The following is a 26,284-nucleotide window of genomic DNA, read 5'->3' as shown; positions in this document are numbered from 1 at the left end:
TCAACGGTAGACAGTCAGCGCCAAAGCGCCGAACAGACAGGTAAACAGACTCAGGCGCAGCAACGCCGGGTGCCAGAAAAAGCGATACAGGTCGAACCCGGCGAGAAACCGGTCGAACGCCCAGGCCAGCACGGCGGCTATCAGAAACATCAGGGTCATGGTGGGCATGTACACGCCGTGGAAGGCGATTTCACGGGGCATGTTCAAGTCCTTGGGGCTTGGCGGTGACGGGGGCATAGCTGGACAACGGCGACTGCGGGTCCAGCAGCGAGGTGCGGATGAAGTGCAAGTAGCTTTTCACCCGACGCAATGCCGAAGTATCGAAGTGCGGGGCGAAGGGTTCGTCGGTGGCCTGCACACGGCTGATCGCATGGTCGACCGCGATCAATGCGCGTTCCAGATTGCTCTGCCCCGGTTGCAGAAACAGCCGCACCAGCGCGCGGCCCATGACGCGGATCGCCTGGCGCCATGGCTGGGATTCGGCATAGGCCGGGTGCACCGGCAGGATCGCTTGCTCCTTGCGCAACTCGATGATGGCGTGGCCAACTTCCAGCACCACGAACATCCAGCGCAGCAGATCGCGCTGCACCTGCGGCTGCCCCGCCGCGAAGCCGTAGGCCTGATGCACCAGGTCGCGGGTGCGGCTTTCGAAACTCGACGCCAGGCCCTTGAGTTTGCCGCTGATGGCGTACACCACTTGCCCGCGCAGGTCCTGCTCCAGCCGTCGCCACAACCAGCGGCTGTTGGGCGGCAGGATGATCGCCCCCGCCGCCGCGCACACCAGCATGCCGAGCACCATGGCGATGTAATCGTTGATAAAGGTGTAGGGGTTGTACACCGTGAGATTGTCCGGCACCGAACCGATGCTGAAGAAGATCAGCAAGCCCACCCCGACCCCGGCGTATTGCGGCCGCGATGCGAAGAACGCGCCGAGCACGAACACCGGCGCGAGCATCACGCACAACAAGGGGAAACCGTCGATCCAGGGGAAGATGAAGAACATCTCGACGAAACCGATCACGGCCCCAAGCAAGGTGCCGCACGCCATCTGGAATGCCATGCGTTTGGGGTTCGGCGTGGCGGCAGACAGGCCCACGGTGGCGGCGGCGACCAAGGTCATGGTCGCCCCGCTCGGCCACGCCGTGGCCACCCAGTAGCTGCCCAGCACCAGCAGAATGAACGACGCCCGAATCCCCGACGCCGCAGCCGCCAGCCAGTTGGTTTGCGGGGTGAAGGGCTCGTCCCAACGCTCGCGCTCATGGCTGTGATCCGCCAGGGACGCGTGGGTCTGTGCATAACTGTGCAAATCATCGACGAAGCGATAGAGCAGTTCATACGCGGTGTGGAAATCCAGTTGCTCAGCGTCGCTCGGATTGTTCTCCTGGAAAACTGCCCGCAGACTGCGCACCCGCGCCGGCAAACCTTGCTTGTAGGCCGTCAGGGCCGTGACCAATCGTGCTGCATCGGCGCTGGTAAGGGCACGACCGCTGTAGCCGTCGAGCAACTCGGCCAGATCCTGCAAACCCGGTTTGATCGCCGCCCCCACGTGATCGGCACCATTGCTGCGCAGGCGCTCGAGCAACTGATGCAAGGCGTTGAAACGGGTGGTAATGCCCATGAACTCGCTGTTAAGGCGACTGAGCCGACCGTTGCGTCGACGCATGTGCGGGTCTTCAAACACGGTGACACTGCGCAAGCCTTCCAGACCCACCGTCTCAGCGATGAAGCGCACGTTGCTGGCTTCGAATGCCTCGCGTTTACTGCGGCCGCGCAAGCCGTCCGTTACGAACAAGGCGAACGCCCCGAAGCGCTGGTACAAAGCGTTGCGCATCGCGGCACTGGCGGTTTGCGGCAGGATCGCGGCGCTGACCAGGGTCGAGCAGAGAATCCCCAGGGAGATTTCCAGCACCCGCCAGACCGCCATCATGAACGCGCCATCGGGATGCGCCAGCGCCGGCAATCCGACCATCGCCGCGGTGTAACCGGCCAGCACAAAACCGTAGGCGCGGAAGTTGCGACTGCGCGCCGCGCCGGCCGAGCAAATGCCGACCCAGATCGCCAGCGAACCGAGAAACAGTTCGGTGTTCTGCGCGAACAAGGCAATCAGCGCCACCATCACCGCTGAGCCGGCCAGGGTGCCAAGGAAGCGATAGAAACTCTTGGCGAACACCTGGCCGCTTTGCGGCTGCATGACGATGAACACGGTGATCATCGCCGTGCGCGGTTGCGGCAACTCCAGGCGCATGGCCAGCCAGAGCGTGAGGAACGCCGCGATCAGTACCTTGAAAATGTACACCCAGGTCACGCCGTCGCTGCGCGCCCAGTCGAAGAAACCCCGGCGCCATTCAAGGGAATACAGCCAGCGCAAAGGTGCGGGCAAGGGCGTCATGAAATCCTGCTCAATGAAATCAAGTCCAGACTCAGGACCGGTGGGAGCGGGATTGTGTTCAACGCAAAAGACTCGGGGTTTTGGGTGCGGCGGTCTGGCTGTCTTCGGGCACATCGTTGCCTGCACCGAGCCCGCCACCGAGCGCCGTCACCAGCCCGGCATGGGCGCGGAGCCGCGCGGCCTGAACCTGCTGCTGAACTTGCTGCTGCTTGAACAGCAGGGTCTGGGCGTTGAGTACGTTGAGGTAATCGGTGAGCCCGCGCTGGTAGGCGATCATCGCGATGTCATAGGTTTTCTGCGCGGTAGCCACCGACTCGGCAGCGAAGGTTTGCTGCTTGTCCATGGACTCGCGACGGATCAACTGATCGGAGATGTTTTTCAGCGCATTGACCAGGGTCTGGTTGTACCGGGCCACGGCGATGTCATAACCGGCCGAGGCTTCACCCAGCTGCGCGCGTAAACGCCCGCCGTCGAAAATCGGCAAGGAAATCGCCGGCCCCACGCTGTAATTGAGTTTCCTGCCGGTCAAAAACTCCAATGCCCCGCCGCCGGTGGCCATGTAGCCGAGGCTGCCGACCAGATCGACGTTGGGGTAGAAACCGGCATGCGCCACATCGATGCCCCGGGCCTGTGCCGCCACTTGCCAGCGGCTGGCGACCACGTCCGGGCGTTGACCGAGCAACTGCGCCGGCAATGACGACGGCAGCTTCAGCGCCGCGCCCAGCGACAGCGTCGGCCGCTGCAATTGCGCGCCCTCCCCCGGTCCCTTGCCCGCAAGCGCAGCCAGCTGATTGCAGCTCAAGGCGATTTCTTCATCCAGTGCATCGATCTGCCGGTGGGTTTCCGGTAGCGGCGCTTCGGCCTGGCTGACCTCGAAATGGGTGCCGATGCCACCATCCAGGCGTTTTTGCGCCAGATCGAGGATCTGCTGTTGCTGCTTGAGGGTCGCCTCGACAATGTCCCGCTGCGCGTAATGCAGCGAGAGTTCGATATAGACACGCACGATGTTGCTCTGCAATTCGAGCTGCGCCTGACGCGCTTCGGCGACGGTCATGTGGGCCATGTCCACGGCACGTTCGCTGGCATTGCTTTCGCGCCCCCAGAGATCGAGGGCGTAACTGAAACCCAGCGCGGCGTTGTTATCCCAGGTGGTGCTGTTGGCCAGATCGCCCGGACCATAGAACTGATCGGTGGGCCAGTTGTGGCGCTTGAGCGTGGACTCGCCATTGATCTGCAACGATTCGGCCGCTTCGGCGACACCGGCCATGGATTTGGCCTGACGCACCCGCGCGGCGGCCATGGCCAGGGACGGGCTGCCTTGCACGGCGAGTTCGATCCAATGGTTCAGTTGCGGGTCGCCATAGGCCTGCCACCATTGGGCGGTGGGCCAATGAGCATCCTGCGCGGCGCTCTGGATGGCCTCGTCGGTGGCCAGGGAATTGGCCTCCAGCGTCTTGCCCTGCGGGGCAATACCTTCGGTTCCGATGCAGCCGCTGATTACCAGGGTTAAAGCCAGAATACTGAGCGGCTGAAGCGCTCTGCTGATGCGACGCGGCACTGCTGAAGATTCCTGAGGAGGGGAGGTACAACGATCGGCGCAATTCTATTGGGCGACCGGAATGGCGATAAGCTGGGATTCCTGTGAATCTTTGTTACCGTTAACGAGATAATCCTTAAGTCTGGGGTCTCAGATCCTGAAACTTCGTGTCACAATTTGCCATCGAACCCGAGAGCACCCCATGGACACTTTGCAAAACATGCGCGCCTTCAGTTACGTGGCCGAGGCCGGCAGCTTCACCGCTGCCGCCGTGCAACTGGACACCACCACCGCCAACGTCTCGCGCGCGGTCTCCAACCTGGAAGCCCACCTGCAAACCCGTCTGCTCAACCGAACAACCCGACGCATTGCCCTGACCGAAGCCGGCAAGCGCTACCTGCTGCGCTGCGAGCAAATCCTGGCTTATGTCGAAGAAGCCGAAGCCGAAGCCAGCGACGCCCATGCGCGCCCGGCCGGCCAGCTGAAAGTGCACACCATGACCGGCATCGGCCAGCACTTCGTGATCGACGCCATCGCCCGCTACCGCAAGACTCACCCGGACGTGACCTTTGACCTGACCATGGCCAACCGAGTGCCGGACCTGCTGGACGAGGGTTACGACGTGTCCATCGTGCTCGCCAGCGAACTGCCGGACTCGGGCTTCGTTTCCCAACGTCTGGGCATCACCTACAGCATCGTTTGCGCCTCCCCGGCCTACGTCAAAGCCAACGGCTGCGCGCAAAAACCCAGCGACCTGCTCAACCACGCCTGCCTGCGCCTGGTCAGCCCGGTCATCCCCCTGGAAAAATGGGCCTTCGACGGCCCTGACGGCCAGGAAATGGTCACCATCAACAGCTCCCCGTTCCTGGTGAACTCGGCCGACGCGATGAAAACCGCGATCACCAGCGGCATGGGCGTTGGCGTACTGCCGCTGTATGCGGCGATTGACGGCCTGCGCAACGGCTCGCTGGTGCGCGTCATGCCCAAATACCGCTCGCAGGAGTTGAACCTGTACGCGATCTACCCGTCGCGGCAATACCTGGATGCGAAGATCAAGACTTGGGTGGAGTATCTGCGCGGATCGCTGCCGGAGCTGTTGGCGGCGCATCAGGCGGAATTGGCGGCTTATGAACTGAGCGGGAGCCTGGCGGGGGCGCGGGCGGCGAATTGACTGTCTGAGCCCTTGTGGGAGCGAGCCGGCGCATGTCCGAGAGATCTTGGTCGGCTGTCAGGCCGCCATCTCGGGCAAGCCCACTCCCACAGGGGAACACGAACAGCAGTGAGGTCGAGTGTCAGCTCGCCTCGGCTGCTTTTGATCCACCCGCCCCATCGGAAGGCTGAGTGGAGGTGTTCATCCGGGGACTGGCGCGTAGCGCCGTTCGACGCAGTCGAACCCATTGCATGTAGGTGCAGCGAAGCCAACCGGAGGGCAATGCCCCCGGATGAATGCCGGAGCGAAGGAACCCCGAGCCTTGGCGAGGGGCCGGACGCCGGGGCGAGCGTTTTTTTGCTTACTTTTTTGAGGCGTTTGTCAAAAAAGTGAGTCGCCGTAAGGGCGAAACCGCCAGCGGCCGTAACCGCAGGAACGGATATGTACACCCCCACCCACAGCATGGTCGGCTATAAGGCCGCCAAGCCAAAGCCAAAGCCAAAGCCAAAGCCAAAGCCAAAGCCAAAGCCAAACTGACAACGCCGTCAGTTAGCAGTCACTTTCCTGACCGTCAAACAGGTTTATAAAGGAACATACCAACCTGTCGATCACCCAGCCCTGGCGCCTCACTCGCATGCGAATCCAGCAAAAACCCGCCCTGCTCGTCGCCCTTCTGATTATCCTGGCAGCGCTGGGCCTGTGGTATGCCACCAAACCCGCCAAGGCAAAGCTCGCGGCGCCCAGCGCCATTCCCGTGCGCGTGGTCAGCGTCGTCGAAAAAGACGTCCCTCGCTACGTCAGCGGCATCGGCTCGGTGCTGTCGCTGCACAGCGTCGTGGTGCGTCCGCAAATCGACGGCATTCTTACCAAAATCCTGGTCAAGGAAGGCCAACTGGTGAGCAAAGGCGACTTGCTGGCCACCATCGACGACCGCTCGATCCGCGCCAGTCTCGACCAGGCCCGGGCACAGCTGGGTGAAAGCCAGGCGCAACTGCAAGTGGCGCAGGTCAACCTCAAGCGCTACAAGCTGCTGAGCGTCGACGACGGCGTATCGAAACAGACTTACGACCAGCAACAGGCACTGGTCAATCAGCTCAAGGCTACCGCTCAGGGTAACCAGGCATCGATTGATGCGGCGCAGGTGCAACTGTCCTACACACAGATTCGCTCCCCGGTCAGCGGCCGCGTCGGTATTCGCACCGTGGACGAAGGCAACTTCCTGCGCATGACCGACGCCCAAGGCCTGTTCACCGTCACCCAGATCGACCCGATTGCCGTGGAGTTCTCCCTGCCGCAACACATGCTGCCGACCCTGCAAGGCCTGATCAGCGATCCGCAACATGCCCGGGTCAAGGCCTATATCGGCGCCGACACCGACGGCGAAACCGGCAACCTGCTGGGTGAAGGCCACCTGACCCTGATTGACAACCAGATCAACGCCAACACCGGGACCATTCGCGCCAAGGCCGAATTCAACAACGCCGGGCAGAAACTCTGGCCGGGCCTGCTGGTGACGGTAAAGATTCAGACAGCCTTGGACAAAGATGCGCTGGTGGTACCGCCCACCGTCGTACAGCGCGGTCTGGACCAGCCTTTCGTTTACCGGCTCAAGGGCGACAAGGTCGAAACCGTGCCAGTGCAAATGGTCTTCCAGGGCAGCGGCCAGAACATCATCAAAGGCGTGGCGCCGGGTGACGTGCTGGTCAGCGATGGCCACTCGCGGCTCAAGCCCGGTGCCACCGTGCAAGTGCTGACCGACCCGCCGCAGGTGGTGCAATCGGAGGCTGCGCAATGAAAGGCCACGGCTCGATATCCGCCTGGTGCATCGACCATCCGGTGGCGACGGTTCTGCTGACGTTCGCCCTGGTGCTGCTGGGCGCCATCGCCTTTCCGCGCCTGCCGGTGGCCCCCCTGCCCGAGGCGGAATTCCCGACCATCCAGGTGGCGGCACAATTGCCCGGCGCCAGCCCGGAAACCATGGCGTCTTCGGTGGCCACGCCTCTTGAAGTGCAGTTCAGCGCCATCCCCGGCGTGACACAGATGACCTCGAGCAGCGCCCTCGGCTCGACCATCCTGACCCTGCAATTCACCCTCGACAAAAGCATCGACACCGCCGCCCAGGAAGTGCAGGCCGCAATCAATACCGCCGCCGGCAAGCTGCCCAAGGACATGCCCAACCTGCCGACCTGGCGCAAGGTCAACCCGGCCGACAGTCCGGTGTTGATCCTCAGCGTCAACTCATCGCTGATGCCTGGCCCCGAACTCAGCGACCTGACGGAAACCCTGTTATCCCGTCAGATCAGCCAGATCGACGGTGTAGGCCAGGTCGCCATCACCGGTCAGCAACGTCCGGCGATCCGTGTCCAGGTGTCGGCGGACAAACTGGCGGCCATCGGCCTGACGCTGGCGGACATCCGCCTGGCCATCCAGCAGACCAGCCTCAACCTGGCCAAAGGTGCACTGTACGGGGAATCGAGCATCTCGACCCTGTCCACCAACGACCAGTTGTTCCACCCTGATGACTACAGCCAGTTGATCGTCTCCTACAAGGACGGTGCACCGGTTCATCTCAAGGATGTGGCCAAAGTCGTCAACGGTTCGGAGGATGCCTACGTCCAGGCCTGGGCCGGCACGCAACCGGGGGTCAACCTGGTGATCTTCCGCCAGCCGGGGGCCAATATCGTCGAGACCGTGGACCGCATCCAGGCAGCGCTGCCGGGCCTGGAAGCCATGCTCCCGGCGTCGGTACAGGTCAAGACACTGATCGACCGCACCCAGACCATCCGGGCCTCGCTGCATGAGGTGGAAATCACCTTGCTGATCGCGATCATGCTGGTGGTGGCGGTGATGGCGCTGTTCCTGCGCCAGTTGTCGGCGACCCTGATTGTGTCGGCGGTGCTCGGCGTGTCGCTGATCGCCAGTTTCGCCCTGATGTACCTCATGGGTTTCAGCCTGAACAACCTGACGCTGGTGGCGATTGTGGTGGCCGTGGGGTTTGTGGTCGACGATGCGATTGTGGTGGTGGAGAACATTCACCGTCATCTGGAGGCCGGCGACGGCATGCGCGAGGCCGCGATCAAAGGCGCCGGGGAAATCGGCTTCACCGTGGTGTCGATCAGCTTCTCGCTGGTGGCGGCGTTCATTCCGCTGCTGTTCATGGGCGGCGTGGTCGGGCGGCTGTTCAAGGAATTCGCCCTGACCGCCACCTCGACCATCCTGATTTCGGTGGTGGTATCCCTGACCCTGGCGCCGACCCTGGCGGCGCTGTTCATGCGCGCCCCGGTGCACGATGCCCACGGCAAGAAAGGTTTCGGCGAGCGCCTGTTGGACCTCTATGAAAAGGGCCTGCGCCGCGCCCTCGCCCATCAGAAGCTGATGATCGGTGTTTTCGGTCTGTCAGTGGCGCTGGCCGTCGGCGGTTACATCTTCATTCCGAAAGGTTTCTTCCCGGTACAGGACACCGGTTTTGTCCTCGGTACCACTGAAGCGGCTGCGGACATTTCCTACGGCGACATGGTGAAAAAACACCTGGCGATGGCCGAAATCGTCGCTGCAGATCCGGCCGTACAGACCTTTTCTCACTCGGTCGGCGTATCGGGCAGCAACCAGACCATCGCCAACGGCCGCTTCTGGATCGCCCTGAAAAAACGCGGTGACCGCGATGTTTCGGCCAGCGAGTTCATCGACCGGATTCGTCCGCAACTGATGAAAGTCCCGGGCATTGTCCTGTACCTGCGCGCCGGCCAGGATATCAACCTCAGTTCCGGCCCGAGCCGTGCCCAGTACCAGTACGTGCTCAAGAGCAACGACGGTGCGGTGCTGAGCACCTGGACCCAGCGCCTGACGGAAAAGCTGCGCAGCAACCCGGCATTCCGCGATGTTTCCAACGATCTGCAACTGGGCGGCAGCATCACCCACATCAGCATCGACCGCAGCGCGGCGGCACGCTTCGGCCTGACCGCCAGCGATGTTGACGAAGCGCTGTATGACGCCTTCGGCCAGCGTCAGATCAACGAATTCCAGACCCAGATCAACCAGTACAACGTGATCCTGGAACTGGACACCAAGCAGCGCGGCAAGGCGGAAAGCCTGAACTATTTCTACCTGCGCTCGCCCTTGAGCGGTGAGATGGTGCCGCTGTCGGCGCTGGCCCGGTTCGATGCGCCCACCATCGGCCCGTTGTCCATCGCCCATGACGGCATGTTCCCGGCCGCCAACATGTCGTTCAACCTCGCACCCGGCGTGGCGTTGGGCGATGCGGTGATCATGCTCAACCAGACCAAGGCCGAGATCGGCATGCCAGTGGCGATCAGCGGCAATTTCCAGGGCGCGGCGCAGGCGTTCCAGAGTTCGCTGGCCAGCCAGCCCTGGTTGATCCTGGCGGCGCTGGTGGCGGTGTACATCATTCTCGGCGTGCTCTACGAGAGCTTCGTCCACCCGCTGACCATCATCTCGACGCTGCCTGCTGCGGGCCTCGGTGCGGTGATCATGTTGTGGATCTGCGGGCAGGACTTTTCGATCATGGCGCTGATCGGCCTGGTGTTGCTGATCGGTATCGTGAAGAAAAACGGCATTCTGATGATCGACTTCGCCCTCGAAGCGCAGCGCAAAGGCGGCTTGTCACCGGAGGAAGCGATCTTCCAGGCCTGCCTGACGCGGTTCCGGCCGATCATCATGACCACCCTCGCCGCCCTGCTCGGCGCCCTGCCGCTGATGCTCGGCTATGGCACCGGTGCCGAGCTGCGCCAGCCCTTGGGGATCGCGGTGGTCGGCGGCTTACTGGTGAGCCAGGCGCTGACGCTGTTCACCACACCGGTCATATACTTGTGGCTGGAGCGGCTTTTCCATCGGCACTCTCTCCCACCGGCGGCTGCACCCCAGCCGGCGCTGGCGACCACAGACTGAGGCGGGGTCATGCGCGTTCTGATTATCGAAGACGAGGAAAAAACCGCGGACTATCTGCACCGCGGCCTGACGGAACAGGGTTACACCGTGGACTTGGCCCGCGATGGCGTGGAAGGCCTGCACCTGGCGCTGGAAAGCGACTACGCGGTGATCGTCCTCGACGTCATGCTGCCGGGCCTGGATGGTTTCGGCGTCCTGCGCGCCTTGCGTGCGCGCAAGCAGACACCGGTGATCATGCTCACCGCCCGCGAGCGTGTCGAAGACCGCATCAAGGGCCTGCGCGACGGTGCAGACGATTACCTGGGCAAACCGTTTTCCTTCCTCGAACTGGTGGCTCGCCTGCAAGCGTTGACCCGCCGCAGCGGTGGCCATGAACCGGTGCAAGTGAGCATCGCCGACCTGTGGATAGATTTGATCAGCCGCAAGGCCACCCGCGCCGGCACGCGCCTGGACCTGACCGCCAAGGAGTTTTCGCTGCTCAGTGTGCTGGCCCGGCGTCAGGGCGAAATTCTCTCGAAAACCGCCATCGCGGAAATGGTCTGGGACATCAATTTCGACAGCGACGCCAACGTCGTCGAAGTCGCGATCAAACGTCTGCGGGCCAAGCTCGACGGGCCGTTCGATGAAAAACTGCTGCACACGATCCGTGGCATGGGTTATGTGCTGGAGAGCCGTGGTGTCCAGTAATTCGATTGCCTTGCGTTTGAGCGGCATGTTCACGCTGGTGGCGCTATTGGTGTTCCTGGTGATCGGCTGGGCGCTGTACCAGCAGGTCGACAAAGGCCTGGGCTTGCTGCCTGAAGCCGAACTGGATGCACGTTACAGCGTGCTTGAATCCACGGTTGGCCGTTACGGCACGCCCGAGCATTGGGTGAAGATCAACAACAAGCTCAAGCTGCTGGGTGAAGAAGACAAACGCATCAGTTTCTGGATCATCAGCGGCGATCCACACTACGAATACGGCAACCTGACGCCCCCGATCCGCGATTTTGCCCAGGGGCCGCTGGGCATGCGCGATATGACCCTGCCGAATCAGCCTTACCCGCTCAAGGTGCTGGTCAGCCAGTTCCCGGCCAAGGATCAACGGCCACCACTGCGCTTCATGATCGGCATCGATACCGAAACGTTTTACCAGACTCAACACCAGTTGCTGATCGCCCTGATCAGCCTGGCGATTGTCGGCGTGCTGCTGGCCTCGGCACTGGGTTATTGGGTGGCGCGGATCGGTCTCAAGCCACTGATCAAGCTGTCACAGGAGGCCCAGCGTCTGGCCCCGCCATTGCGCTCCGGGCGTTTGCGCATGTCATCACTGCCACCGGAGTTGAACCAGTTCGTCAATTCGTTCAACTCTACGCTGGAGCGGGTCGAACAGGCGTACTCGCGGCTGGAATCATTCAATGCCGATGTCGCCCATGAACTGCGCTCGCCGCTGACCAACCTGATCGGCCAAACCCAAGTGGCGCTGACCCGTGGACGCTCGGCGGAGCATTATTTCGAAGTCCTGCAATCGAACCTTGAAGAGCTGGAGCGCTTGCGCTCGATCATCAACGACATGCTGTTCCTCGCCAGTGCGGACCAGGGCAGCAAGGCCACCAAACTGACCTCTACGTCGTTGGCCGATGAAGTGGCGACAACCCTGGAATACCTGGATTTCATCCTCGAAGATGCTCAAGTCCAGGTTCAGGTCAGCGGCGATGCACAAGTGCGGATCGAGATCGCACACCTGCGGCGGGCGCTGATCAACCTGCTGAGCAACGCGGTGCAGCACACCGAACCCGGACAGGTGATTGAGGTGCGGATCGAGGCCGAGGAGCATCAAGTCAGTATCGGCGTCGCCAACCCCGGTTCGCCGATTGCCAACGAACATCTGCCGCGCCTGTTCGAACGCTTCTACCGCGTCGACGCCTCGCGCAGCAACAGCGGCAACAACCACGGATTGGGACTGGCGATCGTCAAGGCGATCGCGCTGATGCATGGCGGGGATGTGTTCGTGCGCAGCGATCACGGCATGAACACCTTCGGTATTCACCTGCCCGTCTGATCCCCCTTCCCTTTGTGGGAGCGAACCTGCGAATCACTCACTATTGCCTTTTGCGCAATAGTCCTTTCATGAATCCGCTCTTTTTCCCATCGCCCGACATCCTTATCTTTGCCCGCACCAAACAGCACTTGCCAAGCAAGAAGGTTTTAAAGATGTCCAACAGTATGGGTATTGCCAGCGCTTTCGTTTTGTCCTCTTTGTTCGTGACGCCATTGGCCATGGCTGAAGAGTCGCAGGCTTTCGTCGCACAAAACGCCGCACGCGCCGCCGCTTACCAAGAGCACCAGATCGAGATGACGGCCAAAGCACAGGAAGGCACCCAGGCCCCGCAAGCATCGAGCATTCAGGCCCAGCCACAGGCCGAGAAAGACAGCTGATCGACGCGCATCGCTCCTGTTTCCCTCGACACTTTTCATCGGCTCTTCCCCTTGAAAAGTTGTCTTCAAAGCCGCTGCTATCAGCGGCTTTTTTTCGTTGTGGGTCCAACCCCGTTTGCTTCGCCATCCCCATGTAAACATCCCCGACTCCCCAAACAGTGACGTTCCAAGTTGACCCAAGGAGCTTTTCCGCACGTGCGTTTCCCATTCCGATCCACACTGTTGTTCATTGCAATCGCTGCAACGATGGCCACCAGCGCCCAGGCCGCCGATGATTCGTCTGCCGCAGGATTCGTCGAAGGCTCGAGCCTCAACCTCAACGCCCGCAACTACTACATGCACCGCAATCGCCTGCAGCAGGCCGACGACAACATTGAGTGGGGGCAAGGTTTTCTGGGTGTCTTCGAGTCGGGCTACACCGAGGGTACGCTCGGCTTTGGCATCGATGCCCACACCATGCTCGGGCTCAAGCTCGACGGCGGTGGCGGTACGGAAAATTCGAGCATCCTGCCGGTCGGCGATGGCAACGGCAAAGCGCCGGGGTCGTTCTCGACCGCCGGCGGCACCTTGAAAATGCGCGCTTTCGATACCGAGTTGAAGGCCGGCGACCTGTTTCTGGCCAACCCGGTGATTGCCGGGGGCGAAACCCGCATGCTGCCCCAGACCTTTCGCGGCGTCAGCCTGACCAACCACAGCATCGACGGTGTGATGATCGAGGGCGGCCAGGCCAGCTTCACCAAGCCGTACAACCAGAGCGGCCATACCCGCATCGGCACGTCCTACGGCAGCCTGCCCGATGGTGAGGACAGCCAGCACCTGAACTGGGGCGGTATGGCCTGGAGCGGCCTGCCGGGACTGACCAGCAGCCTGTATGCCGCCGAACTCAAGGACATCTGGAACCAGTACTACTTCGACCTGGACTACATCTACGCGCTCAATGACCTGATCAGCCTCAACCCAGGCCTGCACGTCTATCACACGCAGGACACCGGTGATGCGCTGCTGGGCGATATCGACAACAACACTTACAGCCTGCACTTCACCGTCGGCGTGGGCAATCACAGCGTCACCGCCGCTTATCAGCGGGTCAACGGCAACACCCCGTTCGACTACATCAGTCAGGGCGACAGCATTTTCCTCGACAACTCCCAGCAGTATTCGGACTTCAACGGCCCGAATGAACGCTCGTGGAAACTCAAATATGCCTACGACTTTGTCGGACTTGGCTTGCCGGGCCTGACATCGGCCGTGTCGTACTCCCGAGGAAAACTGGACCTGACCCAGGTCGATCCTGACAGCCCAGGCTATGCCGCGTGGTACAGCGCCGATGGCAAGAACGCCAAGCATTGGGAGCGTGACGTTGACCTGAAATACGTGGTTCAGAGCGGCAAAACCAAGGACCTGGCGCTGCGCCTGCAATGGGCGACCAACCGTGGCGGCAATGGTTACGGCGCACGGGATCAAGACACCGATGAATACCGGGTGATCATCGACTATCCCCTCGATGTGTTCTGATCACTCTGGCACCTGCCGTACAACCTGTGGGAGCGAGCCTGCTCGCGATAGCGTCAGGTCAATCAACATCGACGCTGAATGTTGCGCCGCCATCGCGAGCAGGCTCGCTCCCACGGTTTTGTTCACCCTGGCAAACCTCTGTTGGTTCATTTAACCGGCCTTTTCCCTGGCTGCTACGTTTATGGAACTACGCTTACCCAGTCATCCAAGCAGACATCAGCCCCCATGACCGTACGCCGCACTCCCAATCGTTCAGGCAGAGCCGGACGGCCCGAGATCCTGGTGATCCTCGGCAGCAGCATGACGGTCATTGCGATACTCAGCATCGTCACTTTTCTACTGATCCGCGAACATACCAACGCCCAGCAGGCAGCCACACGCGGCGCGACCACCATTGCGCAACTGATCGATGCCGACGTGTTGCGCACGGTGGAACTCTACGACCTGACCCTGCAAGGCTTGATTGCCGCGGCGCAACGGGATGACTTGAAGCAGGTTTCTGCACAAATCCGTCATCTGGTGCTGTTCGACCGCTCCACCACGGCCCGCTACAAGAGTGACATCCTGCTGCTGGATCAGCAGGGTGAAGTACTCGCCGACTCATCATTGATCGAGCCCAAACCGGGCAACTTCGCCGACCGCGATTATTTCCTCGCCCATGCCTTCAATCGCGACACCGGCATGTTCATCAGCCGCCCCTTCAAGCCTCGCTGCGACTGCGACTATAACGACGAATGGCAAATCAGCTTCAGCCGACGCATTTCTTCGACTACCGGGGCGTTTCTGGGTGTCGCGGTGGCCTCGATGCGCCTGGCGTACTTCGATCAGCTGTTCAACAGCCTCGACATCGGGAGCGACAGCACGCTGGCCATCATCAACGACGACGGCGTGCTATTGGCGCAGAAGCCGTTTCTGCAAGACAACACAGTCGGCAAAAGCTTCGCCGACCGGCCCAACGTCGTGCGCATACTGCGCGAGGGCAGCGGCAGCTTTGACGGCGTGTCGAGCGTAGACCGCCAGCAACGCCTGTACACCTTCAGCCGGGTCGGCAACCTGCCGCTGACGGTCATCGTGGCCCTTTCCAGCGACGAAGTGTTCGCCACCTGGCAACGCACGGCCATTGTGATCAGCGGCGCCACCGGGGTCCTGTGTATCGCGCTGCTATGGCTGACCTGGTTGCTCTGCCGCGAACTGCGCCTGCGCTACAGCGCCGAACAGGAACTGGCGCAACTGGCCGCCACCGATGCCTTGACCGGCGTGGCCAACCGCCGAACCCTCGACCAGACCCTGCGCCACGAGTGGTTTCGGGCGCAACGGTCCGGCAAGCCGATGTCGGTGCTGATGATCGATGCCGATCACTTCAAGGCCTTCAACGACCGCCATGGCCACCAGGCAGGCGACGAGGCTCTGCGCTCGCTGGCCGATGTCATTGGCGCCAATGTCCATCGTCCGACAGACCTGGTAGCCCGCTACGGCGGCGAGGAGTTTTCGGTGATCCTGGCTGAAACCGGCAACGAAGGTGCACGGCAGATTGCCGAGCGCATCCGTGTGCAGGTGGAGCAGTTGCCAACGGTGGCAGGGGATGAACAGCCGATGACGGTCAGCATCGGCATCAGTACCTGGACGACAGAGAGCGACATCAGCCTGGAGCAATTGCTGTTTGCGGCAGACAAGGCGCTGTATCAGGCCAAGGAACGGGGGCGCAATCGGGTGGTTTCCGCCTGAGTTTTGCATCGAACCAACCGGCCCCTTCGCGAGCTGGCTCGCCCACATTCAGTCCGCGTCCTCCTGCAGGAGCGAGGCTTGCTCGCGAAGGGGCCGGTGCAGACACCACAAAATCCAGGCATAAAAAAAGGCCACCCGAAGGTAGCCTTTAAAAAACTAGAGAGGTTTTTTACTTACACGGCCGCAACAGGGCGCATGTAAGAGATCGGTGCAGTGCTGGCATCTTCGAACGTCACGACTTCCCAGGCATCTGTCTGCTCAATCAACTTGCGCAGCAGCTGGTTGTTCAGTGCGTGGCCGGACTTGAAGCCCTTGAACTCACCAATCAGGCTATTGCCCAGCAGGTAGAGGTCACCAATTGCATCGAGGATCTTGTGCTTCACGAATTCGTCTTCGTAGCGAAGACCGTCTTCGTTCAGTACACCATCCGCGTCGACCACGATGGCGTTTTCAACGCTGCCGCCGAGTGCGAGGTTGTGCTTGCGCAGGTACTCGATGTCACTCATGAAACCAAAGGTACGGGCGCGGCTGACTTCTTTTACGAACGAAGTGCTGGAAAAATCCACGCTTGCACTTTGTGTACGGTCACGGAAAACCGGGTGATCGAAATCGATCTCGAAGCTCACCTTGAAACCTTCGAAAGGGACGAAAGTGGCGCGCTTGTCGCCGTCTTCCACTGTCACTTCCCGCAGGATACGGATGAACTTCTTGGCCGCGTCCTGTTCTTCCAGGCCAGCCGACTGAATCAGAAATACGAAGGGTCCAGCGCTGCCATCCATGATCGGGACTTCGGACGCGGAGAGCTCGACGTAGGCGTTATCGATGCCCAGGCCAGCCATGGCCGAGAGCAAGTGCTCCACCGTATCCACCTTCACGTCACCGTTGACCAGCGTCGTCGACATGGTTGTCTCGCCGACGTTGGCCGCACGAGCCGGAATCTCGACCACGGGATCGAGGTCGGCACGGCGAAAGACGATGCCGGTGTCGATCGGCGCAGGCTTGAGGGTCAGGTAAACCTTCTCCCCGGAGTGCAGACCTACACCTGTGGCACGGATAATATTTTTCAGTGTGCGTTGTTTAATCATGGCTTGGGCCGCTTCAGCGCAAATTGCGAACTGGTATCAACAAAGGCTGGCGATGATAGCAGACCACGCCTTTGCTGAACACCAATCACCTTCATAGCCCTGATACATTTCATCAATCGGCCTGACGACGCAGGAAAGCCGGGATGTCCAGGTAATCCAGATCATCCTGCGGATTCATCTTCGCGGCAGTCGCAGCACCGGCCTGAGCCTGGTTGCGCATGACGGTCGGACGGTCCAGGTCACGGTAGTTCACCGCTGGGGCTTCCTGACGAACAGGGGCTTGTTGTTGCGGCTGGGAAGCCATCGAGGTGTGAACGGTATTGTCGATGACCTTCACAGGCTTCTCGATTTTAGCGCCCAGACCGGTCGCAACCACAGTCACGTGCAGCTCGTCGCGCATGTCTGGATCGATAACGGTACCGACCTTGACCATGGCGTGTTCGGAAGCGAAGGCTTCGATGATGCTACCCACGTCGGAGTACTCACCCAGGGACAGGTCAGGACCGGCGGTGATGTTCACCAGGATGCCACGTGCGCCTTGCAGGTTCACGTCTTCGAGCAACGGGTTACGGATGGCCGCTTCAGTCGCTTCACGTGCACGGTTCGGACCGCTGGCGCAGCCAGTGCCCATCATCGCCATGCCCATTTCGCTCATCACGGTGCGTACGTCGGCAAAGTCGACGTTGATCATGCCCGGACGCTTGATGATGTCGGAGATACCGCGAACGGCGCCGGCCAATACATCGTCAGCCTTGGCGAAAGCCGACAGCAGGCTGGCGTCCTTACCGAGGATGGTCAGCAGCTTCTCGTTGGGAATGGTGATCAACGAGTCGACGCTTTCCGACAGCAGGCGGATGCCTTCGTCGGCGAGCTGCATGCGCTTGCGACCTTCGAACGGGAACGGACGGGTCACCACCGCAACGGTGAGGATCCCCATTTCCTTGGCCACTTCAGCAATGATCGGCGCAGCACCGGTACCGGTACCACCGCCCATGCCGGTGGTGATGAACACCATGTTGGTGCCCTGCAGGACTTCGGCAATGCGCTCACGGTCTTCGAGAGCGGCCTGACGACCTACTTCAGGGTTGGCACCGGCGCCCAGACCTTTGGTCACGCTGGTACCCAGTTGCAGGATGGTCCGCGCGCTGATGCTCTTGAGCGCCTGGGCATCAGTGTTGGCGCAGATGAACTCAACGCCTTCAATGTTGCTCTTGACCATGTGATTCACGGCGTTGCCGCCGCCACCGCCAACACCGATAACTTTAATAACCGGGCTTGCGGGGATGTTGTCTACGAGTTCGAACATTTTCCCTCTCCTTTACGTTCTCTAGTTTTTTCGCCTACTGCCTGTATCTACAACGGTGTAACGGTGCTGCGGTGAATCTTAGAAATTGCCCTGGACCCAGCTCTTGATGCGATCGAGCAAGGCGCCTTTCGGTTCTTCGTTGCTGTAGCTGTCGCGGCTGCCGATACCCGAGAACGAAATGCCGTCGGATTGCTTCTGCAGGCCGTACATCAACAGGCCGACACCGGTGGAATAAATCGGGTTGCGGATCACGTCATCGAGGCCTTTCACGCCGTGTGGCACGCCCAGGCGCACCGGCATGTGGAAGATTTCCTCGGCAAGTTCGGTAGCGCCTTCCATCTTCGAGGTACCGCCGGTCAGCACGATGCCGGCCGGGATCAGGTCTTCGTAGCCACTGCGGCGCAGTTCGGCCTGGATCAGCGTGAACAGCTCGTCGTAACGCGGCTCGACCACCTCGGCCAGGGCCTGACGGGACAACTCGCGCGGCGGACGGTCGCCAACGCTTGGCACCTTGATGGTTTCGCCGGCACCGGCCAGTTTGGCCAGGGCGCAGGCGTAGCGGATCTTGATTTCTTCGGCGTACTGGGTCGGGGTACGCAACGCCATGGCGATGTCGTTGGTCACCTGATCGCCCGCAATCGGGATCACCGCAGTGTGACGGATCGCGCCTTCGGTGAAGATCGCGATGTCGGTGGTGCCGCCACCGATGTCCACCAGGCACACGCCCAGCTCTTTCTCGTCATCGGTCAGCACCGAGTACGCGGACGCCAGTTGTTCGAGAATGATGTCGTCGATTTCCAGACCACAGCGACGCACGCATTTCTCAATGTTCTGAGCGGCGTTGACGGCGCAGGTCACCACATGAACCTTGGCTTCCAGACGTACGCCGGACATGCCCAGTGGCTCGCGGACACCTTCCTGGTTATCGATCACGTAATCCTGCGGCAGGGTGTGCAGCACGCGCTGGTCCGCCGGAATCGCCACGGCCTGGGCAGCGTCGAGTACGCGTTCGAGGTCGGCGGAGCTGACTTCGCGATCACGAATCGCCACGATGCCGTGGGAGTTCAGGCTGCGGATGTGATTGCCCGCCACGCCAACGAACGCCGAGTGGATACGGCAACCGGCCATCAGCTGCGCTTCTTCGATGGCGCGCTGGATCGACTGCACGGTGGACTCGATGTTCACCACCACGCCCTTCTTCAGGCCGCGGGACGGGTGCGTACCGATCCCGACGATATCGAGCGTGCCGTCGTCCGCGACCTCGCCTACCAATGCCACCACCTTGGAGGTGCCGATATCGAGACCGACGATCATTTTGCCGCTTTGCACGTTTGCCATGGGTCCTGCCTCTCTTAATTCTTCGCGACAGCGGGTACGGCTGTCGTCGGCGCTACAGGTTCCCGCCAGCCAACAGCGAGGCCGTTGGCGTAGCGCAGATCGATGCGCGCAATGTTCGTAATCTGTTCTTTGAGCGTCTTGTCATAGATGGCAATGAAACGGCGCATCTTCTCTACCAGGTTGCCGCGTCCCAGCAGCAGCTCGATTCCGGGGCCCGCACTACCGGGGCCAGTGGTCAGGAACCAGCTGCCTCGTTCACGCAATTCCAGGCGTGCAATCGAGAAGCCCAACGGCCGGAGCATCTGGCTCAGTACCTGGTATTGCTGCATCACTTGCTGTTGAGCCCGCTGTGGGCCGAACAGTTGTGGCAGGTGTTCGTAATTGGCCAGTTCACGCGGGGTGAACGCCTGCCCCTGGTTGTTCAACAGCGATTCGTCGCCCCAACGGGCCACCGGCAGTTGTTCTTCCAGGCGGATCACCACTTGATCCGGCCATACCCGACGCACTTCGGCGTGGGCAATCCATGGCATCTGTTCCAGCTCGGTACGCATGCTCGCCAGGTCGATGGTGAAGAAGCTCGACGCCACATACGGGGCGATTCGCTGTTGCACCGCTTGCTGGCTGATGTAGCTCAAGTCGCCCTGCACGTTGATTTTGGTGATCGGCCGGTCGGCGTACGGCAGCAAACGCTGCGCGCCTTCGTAAGTACCGAACCCCAGTGCAACCAACAGCACTGGCCAGAACAGGCTTTTCAGAAAACCAAAATTGGCTTTCGGCAGGCGCGCGGACATCGGCTCTTTGGCCACCATTCGGCTGGCACCCCGCGGCACCGGCTTGCGACCGGGTGCGGATGGCTGATGACGTAGCTGTGCGCCTTGCATCGTTTTATCCTCGCGCCTCAATGCTTGCTGCCAGGATCGCCAGAACCAGTTGCTGGAAATCCAGGCCGGCGGCACGGGCCGCCATCGGCACCAGACTGTGATCGGTCATGCCCGGTGCGGTGTTGACCTCCAGGAACCAGAACTGTCCATCGGCGTCCTGCATCACGTCGGCCCGGCCCCAACCGGCGATACCCAGCGCCTCACAGGCTTTCGCCGTGAGGTCCATGAGTTCCTTTTCCTTGGCGCTGTCCAGGCCGCACGGAATGCGGTACTGGGTATCGTTGGCGATGTACTTGGCGTCGTAGTCGTAGAAGCTGTGCGTCGTGCCCAGGGCAATCGGTGGCAACACCTGGTCACGCAGGGTGGCGATGGTGAACTCCGGACCTTGAATCCATTGCTCGACCAACACTTGCGAATCGTAGGTACTGGCCGCTTTCCAGGCGTCGATCAACTCGGACGCGGAAGTCACTTTGGCCATCCCGATACTTGAACCTTCATGGGCCGGTTTGACGATCAAAGGCATGCCCAGTTCCGCTGCCGCGCAAATACAGTCAGCTTCGCTGCTCAACACGGCGTGACGAGGCGTCGGAATGCCCAGGCTGTGCCAGACTTGCTTGGTGCGCAGCTTGTCCATGGCCAGCGCCGACGCAAGGATGCCGCTGCCGGTGTAAGGAATGCCCAGGCATTCGAGCAGGCCCTGCATGCTGCCGTCTTCACCGCCACGACCGTGGAGGATGATGAAGGCGCGGTCGATTTTTTCGCTCAGCAAACGCTGCAGCAGGTCATCGCCCACGTCGAGACCGAACGCATCCACACCCGCGCTTTGCAGCGCATCGAGAACGGCGTTGCCCGACTTCAGGGACACTTCGCGCTCGGCGCTCTTGCCACCGAACAGCACGGCGACCCGGCCGAAGTCTTTCGGCGCGATTGTGGATACGAGGTTGGCGTAGGCAGCAGTCATTTCAACTTCCCCTTCTCCGGCGCAGCCACGGCCCCGGCGAACAACTCACTTTTCAACAGTTTCGGTGCAAGACCGCCGATATCACCGGCGCCCTGGCACAGCAGAATGTCACCGGCGCGCAGCAGCGGCTTGACCACCGGCGCGAGGTCGACACCCCGCTCGATGTAGATCGGGTCGAGCTGGCCGCGCTGGCGGATGCTGTTGCACAGCTTGCGGCTATCGGCACCGGGGATCGGCTCTTCGCCGGCCGGATAGACTTCCATCAACAGCAGAACGTTGGCGTCGGCCAGTACATTGACGAAGTCGTCGTACAGATCTCGGGTACGGCTGTAGCGATGCGGCTGGTAGACCATCACCAACCGGCGCTCCGGCCAGCCACCGCGCACGGCCTTGATTACCGCCGCGACTTCGGTCGGGTGGTGGCCGTAATCGTCGACCAGCATCACGTTGCCGCCGTCTACCGGCAGTTCGCCGTAGACCTGGAAGCGTCGGCCGACGCCCTGGAACCCGGACAGGCCCTGGACGATGGCTTCATCGCTGACACCTTCGTCGGTGGCGATGCAAATGGTCGCCAGTGCGTTGAGTACGTTGTGGTTGCCCGGCATGTTCACCGAGACATCCAGCGGTTCGCGATCCGGACGCAGCACGGTAAAGAAAGTCTGCATGCCCTGCTGGCGGACATTGATGGCGCGCACGTCGCAGTCGTCGCCGAAACCATAGGTGACGGTCGGACGCTTGACCTGCGGCAGGATTTCACGCACCACCGGATCGTCCAGGCACACCACGGCCAGACCGTAGAACGGCAGGTTGTGGAGGAACTCGACGAAGGTTTTCTTCAGTTTGTTGAAGTCACCGTCGTAGGTCGCCATGTGATCGGCGTCGATGTTGGTCACCACGGCCACCAGCGGCTGCAGATGCAGAAAACTGGCATCGCTTTCGTCGGCCTCGGCGATCAGGTAACGGCTGGTGCCGAGCTGGGCATTGGTGCCCGCGGCATTCAGGCGACCACCGATGACGAAGGTCGGGTCCAGGCCACCGGCGGCAAACACCGAAGCGATCAGGCTGGTGGTGGTGGTTTTGCCATGGGTACCGGCGACGGCGATGCCATGGCGATAGCGCATCAGCTCGGCGAGCATTTCTGCACGCGGCACCACGGGGATACGGCGCTCTAGTGCGGTGGCAACTTCCGGGTTGGAAGTGTTCACGGCACTCGACACCACCAGCACGTCGGCCGCGGCAGCGTTTTCGGCGCGGTGACCGATGAAAATCTGCGCGCCGAAGGATTCCAGGCGCTCGGTGACCGGCGACGCCTTCAGGTCGGAACCGGACACTTCATAGCCCAGGTTCAGCAACACTTCGGCAATCCCGCACATGCCCACGCCGCCGATTCCGACGAAGTGGATGCGACGGATGCGGCGCATTTCCGGTTGTGGCATGGCTTTCTTGTTCTCAACCATGGGCCACCTCCAGGCAGGTATCGACCACGTTACGGGTGGCATCGGGTTTGGCCAGGCGGCGGGCCGCGGTGGCCATATCATTGAGTCGTTGCGGTTGCATCAGGACCTCTGTCAGGCGAGCGGCAAGATCCGCTGCGCCAGTCGTTCTTTGCGGCATCAGGAAGGCAGCGCCTTCGCGGGCCAAATAATCGGCGTTGCGGGTCTGGTGATCGTCGATCGCATGGGGCAAGGGCACCAGCATCGAGGGCAGACCGGCGGCAGCCAGTTCGCTGATGGTCAGCGCGCCTGCGCGGCACACCACCAGGTCGGCCCAGCCATAGGCTTGGGCCATGTCTTTGATGAAAGGCTGCACTTGCGCCTCGACGCCAGCCGCGCGATAGCGCTCTGCAGTCACTTCATCGTGGTTTTTGCCGGCCTGATGGAACACGTCCGGGCGCAAGTCGGCGGCGACTTGCGACAGGGCTTCAGGCAGCAACTTGTTCAACGGCTCTGCGCCCAGGCTTCCGCCCAGGATCAGCAAACGCGCCTTGCGACCGGCCAGGGCTGGTCGCGGTGTTTCGAGGAACAGCTCGGTGCGCACCGGGTTACCGGTGGTCCGACGGCTGTTCGACAGGGTAAAGGTGTCGGGGAACGCTTCACAGACCCGGGCGGCCAACGGCACCAGCAGCCGATTGGCGGTACCGGCCACGGCGTTCTGCTCATGAACGATCACCGGCACACCGGCCAGTTTGGCGGCAACACCACCAGGACCGGTCACATAACCACCAAAGCCGACCACGCAGACCGGCCGCAACCGACGAATGATCGCCCGCGCCTGCCAGACCGACTTGAGCAACATGAACGGCGCCTTGAGCAGGGACAATTTGCCCTTGCCGCGCAGACCGCTGGCGTGAATCCGGTGCAGCTCGATACCGGCCACCGGAACCAGGTCGTTCTCGATGCCGCGCGGCGTGCCGAGCCAGTGCACGGAATAACCGCGGGACTGGAACTCGCGGGCACAGGCCAGCGCCGGGAACACGTGGCCACCGGTGCCGCCGGCCATGATCAATACATTAGCGCCCATGGTTCGGCTCCTCGACGAAGTCGCTCTCATGGAATTCCATCTCCTCACTGCCCAGGTGGGTTCGACTCTCCCACTCGATGCGCAGCAGCAAGCCGAGACAGGCGCAGCAGATCACCAACGAACTGCCGCCATAACTGAGGAACGGCAAGGTCAGCCCCTTGGTCGGCAGCAGCCCGACGTTCACCCCGATGTTGATCAGGAACTGACCAATCCACAGGAATGACAAGCCGTAGGCCACATAGGCGGCAAAAAACTGCTTGGCCTTCTCGGCCCACAGTCCGATGTACATGCCTCGAATACAGACAAAGACGAACAGCGCGAGCGTGCACAGCGAACCCACGGCACCCAGTTCTTCGGCAAGGACCGAGAACACGAAGTCGGTGTGGGCTTCGGGGAGATAGAATTGTTTCTGCACGCTGTTACCCAGGCCAACGCCCAGCCATTCGCCGCGACCGAAAGCGATCAAGGCTTGAGACAACTGATAACCGGCACCGAACTGGTCGGCCCACGGATCGGCGAAGTTGGTCAGACGCGCCATTCGATACGGCTGCATTTGAATCAACAACACCACCGCACCGACCGCCAGCACCACCATCAAGGAAAAGCGGAACAGCCCGACCCCGCCCAGGAACAGCATCGCCGCGGCAGCCCCCATCATCACGACGGTGGCACCGAAGTCCGGCTCCATCAGCAGCAGGCCCGCCATCGGCAGCAGAACGATGAACGGCTTGAAGAACCCCATCCAGCTCTCACGCACTTCTTTCTGACGGCGCACCAGATAGCCGGCGAGGTAAATCACCACGAACACCTTGGCGATTTCGGAAGGCTGTACGTTGAAGAAACTGAAGCCGATCCAGCGCATCGAACCGTTCACTTCACGGCCGATCCCCGGAATGATCACCATCACCAGCAAACCGAAGGCACCCAGCAGCATCAGCCAACCCAGGCGTTGCCAGGTGGCGATCGGAATCATCATGGTGACGATGCAGGCACCCAGGCCCAGCACGGCATAAATGAGGTGGCGAATCATGTAGTACAGGGGGCTGCCCGATTGCACGGCTGCCACTTCGGTCGACGCCGAGGCAATCATGATCAGCCCCAGGCCGAGCAGCGACAGGCATCCAACGAGCATCGGAAAGTCGAGGTCGATACCGCGCCCGGTGATGAGCGGCGATGGATAGGGCTTGATGATGCCTCTGAGGCTCATGCCAGATCCTCCACGGCGCGGACGAACTGGTGACCACGGTCTTCGTAGTTCTTGAACATGTCGAAGCTGGCGCAGGCCGGCGACAGCAGAACCACGTCACCTGCTTGAGCGGCGGCGCGGCACTGTTCGACGGCTTCGACCAGCGAGCCGACGCGGATCAACGGCACGGCATCGCCGATGGCCTCACCAATCTTGTCGGAGTCACGCCCCATCAGAATGACGGCGCGGCAGTTGGCCGCCACCGGATTTCGCAAATCCTTGAACTCGGCACCCTTGCCGTCGCCACCGGCGATCAGCACGATCTTGCCGTCGATGTCCGCGCCCAGGCCTTCGATGGCCGCCAGGGCGGCACCCACGTTGGTGGCTTTGGAGTCGTTGTAATAGCCCACGCCGTCCAGGTCACGCACCCACTGGCAGCGGTGCTCGAGACCGGCGAAATTGCGCAGCGCCGACAGCATGGCGTCGAACGGCAGGCCGACAGCGTGGCCCAGCGCCAATGCCGCCAGGGCGTTGGACTGGTTATGGGCGCCGCGAACTTTCAGCTCGCGCACCGGCATCAGATTCTGGAACTCGAAGGCCAGGTATTTCTCACCGCCTTCTTCGCGCAGACCAAAGGCCTTGAAGTCAGGCTTGTTCAGGCCGAAAGTCCAGCAAGGCTGGCCCTCGCCCATCAGCGGCCGGCTCAGGGCATCCTGGCGGTTGACCACGAACTGCTTCGCGCCACGGAAAATCCGGTGCTTGGCCAGGTGATAGGCCGGCAGGCCGCTGTAGCGGTCCATGTGGTCTTCGCTGATGTTGAGTACGGTCGCCACTTCGGCGTTGAGCTGATCGGTGGTTTCGAGCTGGAAGCTCGACAGTTCCATCACGTACAGCTCGATATCGTCGCCAAGCAGGTCCAGCGCCGGTGTGCCGAGATTGCCGCCGACGGCGACACGCTTGCCGGCCGCAGCCGCCATTTCGCCAACCAGGGTGGTCACAGTGCTTTTCGCGTTGGAGCCGCTGATGGCCACGATCGGCGCCTTCGCGTTACGCGCGAACAGCTCGATGTCGCCGGACAATTTTACGCCACGGGCAGCGGCAGCCTGCAGGGCCGGGGTCGCCAGCGCCAGGCCGGGGCTCACGTAGAGCTCGTCGGCACGGCACAGGAACTCGACGTCCAGCTCGCCACAACGCACTTCCACGTGCGGATAGTCACGCTTGAGCGTGGCCAGTTCCGGTGGGTTTTCCCGCGTATCGGCCACGGCAAACGCCACGCCCCGGTTCGCCAGGAAGCGAACCAGGGACATGCCGCTCTTGCCGAGGCCGACAACGATGCGGAAGTGGTCAGAAGCGATCAGAGACACGTGT

At 61.6% G+C, this 26,284-nt stretch carries 20 protein-coding genes; 8 read left to right on the top strand and 12 right to left on the bottom strand.

Going from position 1 to position 26,284, the window contains the following annotated elements; all coding sequences use genetic code 11:
• Genes FFS64_RS00695 through FFS64_RS00685 form a run of 3 tightly spaced genes read right to left on the bottom strand, consistent with a single transcriptional unit; the run spans nt 1 to nt 3,947 of the window.
• Nucleotides 1-201, bottom strand: a complete 201-nt coding sequence (locus FFS64_RS00695; RefSeq protein WP_137803807.1) for a DUF1656 domain-containing protein — start codon at nt 199-201, stop codon at nt 1-3.
• A complete protein-coding gene (locus FFS64_RS00690) occupies nt 191-2,389 on the bottom strand; it encodes an FUSC family protein (RefSeq protein WP_137803806.1) in 2,199 nt (732 codons plus the stop codon). Before FFS64_RS00690 ends, FFS64_RS00695 begins: the two co-directional genes overlap by 11 nt.
• Before the next feature lie 58 nt (nt 2,390-2,447).
• Entirely contained in the window at nt 2,448-3,947 is a 1,500-nt protein-coding gene (locus FFS64_RS00685; protein WP_137803805.1) for an efflux transporter outer membrane subunit, read from the bottom strand.
• A gap of 181 nt (nt 3,948-4,128) precedes the next feature.
• Between FFS64_RS00685 and FFS64_RS00680 the strand changes: the two genes are divergently transcribed.
• The 8 genes from FFS64_RS00680 (at nt 4,129) to FFS64_RS00635 (ending at nt 15,639) form a co-directional block, all read left to right on the top strand.
• Nucleotides 4,129-5,097, top strand: a complete 969-nt coding sequence (locus FFS64_RS00680) for a LysR family transcriptional regulator (RefSeq protein WP_137803804.1) — start codon at nt 4,129-4,131, stop codon at nt 5,095-5,097.
• Between the two features lie 613 nt (nt 5,098-5,710).
• On the top strand, nt 5,711-6,871 hold the full coding sequence (locus FFS64_RS00670; protein ID WP_137803802.1) for an efflux RND transporter periplasmic adaptor subunit: 1,161 nt from the start codon (nt 5,711-5,713) through the stop codon (nt 6,869-6,871).
• Nucleotides 6,868-9,981 carry a multidrug efflux RND transporter permease subunit gene (locus FFS64_RS00665; protein ID WP_137803801.1) on the top strand — a complete coding sequence of 1,038 codons (3,114 nt, stop codon included), beginning with the start codon at nt 6,868-6,870 and terminating at the stop codon, nt 9,979-9,981. The genes FFS64_RS00670 and FFS64_RS00665 overlap by 4 nt, the downstream gene beginning before the upstream one ends.
• Before the next feature lie 9 nt (nt 9,982-9,990).
• Nucleotides 9,991-10,668: a heavy metal response regulator transcription factor gene (locus FFS64_RS00660; RefSeq protein ID WP_007916978.1), complete on the top strand. Its 678-nt coding sequence runs from the start codon at nt 9,991-9,993 to the stop codon at nt 10,666-10,668.
• Nucleotides 10,658-12,022 (top strand): heavy metal sensor histidine kinase, encoded by a 1,365-nt coding sequence (locus tag FFS64_RS00655; RefSeq protein WP_137803800.1) that lies wholly within the window; start codon nt 10,658-10,660, stop codon nt 12,020-12,022. The genes FFS64_RS00660 and FFS64_RS00655 overlap by 11 nt, the downstream gene beginning before the upstream one ends.
• 152 nt (nt 12,023-12,174) lie before the next feature.
• Complete coding sequence (locus tag FFS64_RS00650) at nt 12,175-12,399, top strand: hypothetical protein (protein ID WP_095193003.1); 225 nt, start codon at nt 12,175-12,177, stop codon at nt 12,397-12,399.
• Between the two features lie 195 nt (nt 12,400-12,594).
• Nucleotides 12,595-13,914 (top strand): OprD family porin, encoded by a 1,320-nt coding sequence (locus FFS64_RS00645; RefSeq protein WP_137803799.1) that lies wholly within the window; start codon nt 12,595-12,597, stop codon nt 13,912-13,914.
• A gap of 225 nt (nt 13,915-14,139) precedes the next feature.
• On the top strand, nt 14,140-15,639 hold the full coding sequence (locus tag FFS64_RS00635; RefSeq protein WP_137803798.1) for a sensor domain-containing diguanylate cyclase: 1,500 nt from the start codon (nt 14,140-14,142) through the stop codon (nt 15,637-15,639).
• Nucleotides 15,640-15,812: 173 nt separating this feature from the next.
• On the opposite strand, the gene lpxC is transcribed toward FFS64_RS00635, so the two are convergent.
• The 9 genes from lpxC to murD all read right to left on the bottom strand — a co-directional run bounded on the left by lpxC (nt 15,813) and on the right by murD (nt 26,280).
• Nucleotides 15,813-16,724, bottom strand: coding sequence for a UDP-3-O-acyl-N-acetylglucosamine deacetylase (gene lpxC / locus FFS64_RS00630; protein WP_027619572.1), 912 nt, complete (start codon nt 16,722-16,724; stop codon nt 15,813-15,815).
• 112 nt (nt 16,725-16,836) lie between these two features.
• Nucleotides 16,837-18,030, bottom strand: a complete 1,194-nt coding sequence (ftsZ, locus tag FFS64_RS00625) for a cell division protein FtsZ (protein WP_095193000.1) — start codon at nt 18,028-18,030, stop codon at nt 16,837-16,839.
• Between the two features lie 78 nt (nt 18,031-18,108).
• Complete coding sequence (gene ftsA, locus FFS64_RS00620) at nt 18,109-19,368, bottom strand: cell division protein FtsA (RefSeq protein WP_095192999.1); 1,260 nt, start codon at nt 19,366-19,368, stop codon at nt 18,109-18,111.
• A gap of 14 nt (nt 19,369-19,382) precedes the next feature.
• The gene (locus tag FFS64_RS00615) at nt 19,383-20,249 is read right to left on the bottom strand and encodes a cell division protein FtsQ/DivIB (RefSeq protein ID WP_095192998.1); all 867 of its coding nucleotides are present in this window, start codon (nt 20,247-20,249) and stop codon (nt 19,383-19,385) included.
• Nucleotides 20,250-20,253: 4 nt separating this feature from the next.
• Nucleotides 20,254-21,210: a D-alanine--D-alanine ligase gene (locus tag FFS64_RS00610; protein ID WP_137803797.1), complete on the bottom strand. Its 957-nt coding sequence runs from the start codon at nt 21,208-21,210 to the stop codon at nt 20,254-20,256.
• Nucleotides 21,207-22,667, bottom strand: a complete 1,461-nt coding sequence (gene murC / locus FFS64_RS00605; protein WP_137803796.1) for a UDP-N-acetylmuramate--L-alanine ligase — start codon at nt 22,665-22,667, stop codon at nt 21,207-21,209. Before murC ends, FFS64_RS00610 begins: the two co-directional genes overlap by 4 nt.
• Entirely contained in the window at nt 22,660-23,730 is a 1,071-nt protein-coding gene (gene murG / locus FFS64_RS00600) for an undecaprenyldiphospho-muramoylpentapeptide beta-N-acetylglucosaminyltransferase (RefSeq protein WP_137803795.1), read from the bottom strand. The genes murC and murG overlap by 8 nt, the downstream gene beginning before the upstream one ends.
• Nucleotides 23,720-24,937: a putative lipid II flippase FtsW gene (gene ftsW / locus FFS64_RS00595; protein ID WP_137803794.1), complete on the bottom strand. Its 1,218-nt coding sequence runs from the start codon at nt 24,935-24,937 to the stop codon at nt 23,720-23,722. Before ftsW ends, murG begins: the two co-directional genes overlap by 11 nt.
• The gene (murD, locus tag FFS64_RS00590; protein ID WP_137803793.1) at nt 24,934-26,280 is read right to left on the bottom strand and encodes a UDP-N-acetylmuramoyl-L-alanine--D-glutamate ligase; all 1,347 of its coding nucleotides are present in this window, start codon (nt 26,278-26,280) and stop codon (nt 24,934-24,936) included. The genes ftsW and murD overlap by 4 nt, the downstream gene beginning before the upstream one ends.
• Nucleotides 26,281-26,284 lie beyond the last annotated feature (4 nt).

This window comes from Pseudomonas sp. G(2018), assembly GCF_005502415.1.
In the GTDB taxonomy this organism is placed as follows: domain Bacteria; phylum Pseudomonadota; class Gammaproteobacteria; order Pseudomonadales; family Pseudomonadaceae; genus Aquipseudomonas.
The sequence above is the reverse complement of the archived record's forward strand: the minus strand, read 5'-3'. Positions and strand labels throughout refer to the sequence as shown.

What these genes read in the sequence shown, in the direction of transcription:
- murC (WP_137803796.1), bottom strand. Translation starts at nt 22,667, where the DNA reads ATGGTTGAGAACAAGAAAGCCATGCCACAACCGGAAATGCGCCGCATC.
- FFS64_RS00660 (WP_007916978.1), top strand. Translation starts at nt 9,991, where the DNA reads ATGCGCGTTCTGATTATCGAAGACGAGGAAAAAACCGCGGACTATCTG.
- FFS64_RS00690 (WP_137803806.1), bottom strand. Translation starts at nt 2,389, where the DNA reads ATGACGCCCTTGCCCGCACCTTTGCGCTGGCTGTATTCCCTTGAATGG.
- FFS64_RS00695 (WP_137803807.1), bottom strand. Translation starts at nt 201, where the DNA reads ATGCCCCGTGAAATCGCCTTCCACGGCGTGTACATGCCCACCATGACC.
- lpxC (WP_027619572.1), bottom strand. Translation starts at nt 16,724, where the DNA reads ATGATTAAACAACGCACACTGAAAAATATTATCCGTGCCACAGGTGTA.
- FFS64_RS00680 (WP_137803804.1), top strand. Translation starts at nt 4,129, where the DNA reads ATGGACACTTTGCAAAACATGCGCGCCTTCAGTTACGTGGCCGAGGCC.
- FFS64_RS00665 (WP_137803801.1), top strand. Translation starts at nt 6,868, where the DNA reads ATGAAAGGCCACGGCTCGATATCCGCCTGGTGCATCGACCATCCGGTG.
- ftsA (WP_095192999.1), bottom strand. Translation starts at nt 19,368, where the DNA reads ATGGCAAACGTGCAAAGCGGCAAAATGATCGTCGGTCTCGATATCGGC.
- FFS64_RS00615 (WP_095192998.1), bottom strand. Translation starts at nt 20,249, where the DNA reads ATGCAAGGCGCACAGCTACGTCATCAGCCATCCGCACCCGGTCGCAAG.
- ftsW (WP_137803794.1), bottom strand. Translation starts at nt 24,937, where the DNA reads ATGAGCCTCAGAGGCATCATCAAGCCCTATCCATCGCCGCTCATCACC.
- ftsZ (WP_095193000.1), bottom strand. Translation starts at nt 18,030, where the DNA reads ATGTTCGAACTCGTAGACAACATCCCCGCAAGCCCGGTTATTAAAGTT.
- murG (WP_137803795.1), bottom strand. Translation starts at nt 23,730, where the DNA reads ATGGGCGCTAATGTATTGATCATGGCCGGCGGCACCGGTGGCCACGTG.
- FFS64_RS00670 (WP_137803802.1), top strand. Translation starts at nt 5,711, where the DNA reads ATGCGAATCCAGCAAAAACCCGCCCTGCTCGTCGCCCTTCTGATTATC.
- FFS64_RS00635 (WP_137803798.1), top strand. Translation starts at nt 14,140, where the DNA reads ATGACCGTACGCCGCACTCCCAATCGTTCAGGCAGAGCCGGACGGCCC.
- FFS64_RS00610 (WP_137803797.1), bottom strand. Translation starts at nt 21,210, where the DNA reads ATGACTGCTGCCTACGCCAACCTCGTATCCACAATCGCGCCGAAAGAC.
- FFS64_RS00650 (WP_095193003.1), top strand. Translation starts at nt 12,175, where the DNA reads ATGTCCAACAGTATGGGTATTGCCAGCGCTTTCGTTTTGTCCTCTTTG.